This window comes from Bradyrhizobium sp., from assembly GCF_016462955.1.
Lineage (GTDB): Bacteria > Pseudomonadota > Alphaproteobacteria > Rhizobiales > Xanthobacteraceae > Bradyrhizobium.
Map to the genome: position 1 here is coordinate 1 of NZ_JAEMSD010000769.1, position 2,257 is coordinate 2,257.

4 protein-coding genes are annotated in these 2,257 nt (G+C 66.2%); all 4 read right to left on the bottom strand.

Going from position 1 to position 2,257, the window contains the following annotated elements:
* On the bottom strand, positions 1 to 515 hold a 515-nt coding region (locus JHD07_RS38120; RefSeq protein ID WP_291631603.1), incomplete at its 3' end, for an amidase.
* Positions 512 to 724 (bottom strand): hypothetical protein, encoded by a 213-nt coding sequence (locus JHD07_RS38125; protein WP_291631605.1) that lies wholly within the window; start codon positions 722 to 724, stop codon positions 512 to 514. The genes JHD07_RS38120 and JHD07_RS38125, both read right to left, overlap by 4 nt.
* A gap of 15 nt (positions 725 to 739) precedes the next feature.
* Entirely contained in the window at positions 740 to 1,027 is a 288-nt protein-coding gene (gatC, locus tag JHD07_RS38130) for an Asp-tRNA(Asn)/Glu-tRNA(Gln) amidotransferase subunit GatC (protein WP_291631607.1), read from the bottom strand.
* A gap of 91 nt (positions 1,028 to 1,118) precedes the next feature.
* On the bottom strand, positions 1,119 to 2,195 hold the full coding sequence (locus JHD07_RS38135) for a nitronate monooxygenase (RefSeq protein ID WP_291631609.1): 1,077 nt from the start codon (positions 2,193 to 2,195) through the stop codon (positions 1,119 to 1,121).
* Between the last annotated feature and the right edge of the window lie 62 nt (positions 2,196 to 2,257).

Below are 2,257 nucleotides of genomic sequence, written 5' to 3' on the forward strand. Positions count from 1 at the left end.
ATGCAGAGCAGCGCCGCCACCGCCGAGGCCGAGCCGCCGGATGAGCCGCCCGGCACCAGCGTGGTGTTGCTGCCCTCGCGCCGCCAGGGATTGCCGACGGGGCCGAAGCACGAGGTCTCGTTGGCGGAGCCCATCGCGAACTCGTCATTGTTGAGCTTGCCGAGCATCACGGCGCCGTCGCGCCAGAGCTGCGAGGTCACGGTCGATTCATAGGTCGGCACGAAATTGCCGAGGATCTTCGAGCACGCGGTTGTGCGCACGCCTTTGGTCGCGAACAGGTCCTTGATGCCGAGCGGAATGCCGGCGAGCGGCCCGCCCTCGCCCCTGGCAATCTTCTCGTCGACGGCATTCGCCATGGCGCGCGCCTGATCCGGTGTCTCCATCACGAAGGCATTGAGCACGCGCGCCGCCTCGATCGCGCTCAAGTGCGCGTCGGTCAGCTCGAGCGACGTGAAAGTCTTGTCGGCGAGACCCTTGCGGGCCTCGGCGAGCGTCAGCGATGTCAAATCGGTCATTTATTGATCGGGCTGCAGAAGAACGGAGACAGGGTCTTGTCGTTGGCCGGGTCGTCTTTTTTGGCGGCGGCTTTCGCAGCGGCCTCGATCTCGTCAAGCACTTCATTGACTGCGACATTGGGGTCGGCAGCCTTGCCCTGCCGCTCCATCTTGTCGAGGTAATTCATGTAGGCCTGATAGGCCTTCTCATCGTCGCATAGCAGGCACATCGGACCTAACCTGTTTTATTCAACGACCTTCGGCACCAGGAAGAAGTGCCCCTCGGTCGCGGGCGCGTTGGCAACGATATCGTCGGCGATGTCGCCGTCGTCGACCACGTCCTGCCGCTTCTTCATCTGCATCGGGGTGACCGAGGTCATCGGCTCCACGCCCTCGACATTGACCTCCGAGAGCTGCTCGACGAAAGCGAGCATGGCGTTGAGCTCGCCCTGCAGGTGCGGAACCTCGTCCTCGGAAACCGCAATGCGCGCCAGATGCGCGATGCGACGGACGGTAGCGGCATCGACGGACATTATATAAGGCCTCTCACGGCAAAACCCAGCACGGTAAAACCTGAGTGCCGTATAGCAGAGGCCGCTTTTGCGCCGCAACCGGCGCCTCCCCCTATCCGGCGAGGGCTTTCATGCGCGCCAGCGCCGATCTGGCGAGATCCCGGGTCAATTCGGCCGCAGGGACCTCACGGCCCAGCGCGACGGCCTGGCCGGCCCAGAGGTTGGTGAAATCCACCCTACCCTGCTTTTCGGCCGCCGCCTTCAGAGGCCCCAACGCCGTCGCGGCATGGGGGAACGGCGGCGCATCCGGCGAGACCGGGCCGGCCTCGCGCATCAGGCGGTTCTGCACGCCGCGCGCCGGACGGCCGGTCATGACGTTGGTGATGACGGTGGAATCATCGCCGGCCTCGGCGAGCGCCTTGCGGCCGCCCGCGCTGAGCCTGGATTCCGGACAGCGCAGGTAAGCGCTGCCGATCTGCACGCCGGCGGCGCCGAGCGCAAAGGCCGCGACAATGCCGCGCCCGTCGGCAATGCCGCCCGCCGCGATCACCGGCACCTTCACGGCATCGGCAACCTGCGGCACCAGCGCGAAAGTGCCGGGCTGTTCTGCGATCCTGTCGGTCAGGAACATGCCGCGATGACCGCCCGCCTCGGCGCCTTGCGCGATCACGGCGTCGACGCCGCGCTCCTCCAGCCAGACCGCTTCCTTGACCGTCGTGGCGGACGAGATGACGAGACAGCCGGCCGCCTTGACCCGCTTGAGCAGCGCCTGCTCCGGCAGGCCGAAATGGAAGCTGACGACCTCCGGCTTCAGCTCCTCGACAACCTCGCAGAACGCCGCGTCGAACGGCGCACGGTTCGCCGCAGCGATCGGCGCCGCCGGATCGAGACCATGCTCGGTGTAGTAGCTCGCGAGCCGCTGCTTCCAGCGCGCTTCGGCCTCGGCTGTCAGCTCGGCCGGCGTGTGGCAGAAGAAGTTCATGTTGACCGGCGCCTTCACGCGCTGACGGATGAGACCGACCTGCTCGCGCGCTTTCTCGGCCGAGATCATCGCGCAAGGCAGCGAGCCCAGTGCCCCGCCTTGCGCGGCCGCAATCACCATTTCCGCATCCATCGCCCCCGCCATCGGCGCCAGCACGATCGGGAATTCGGTCTTGAACAGATCGATCAGTCGACGGTCAGGCCACATGGTTGCTCTCTCTCGTTCTTTCTTAGCCTCCCCTGGAGGGGGAGGGTCGATCGCGCGAAGCG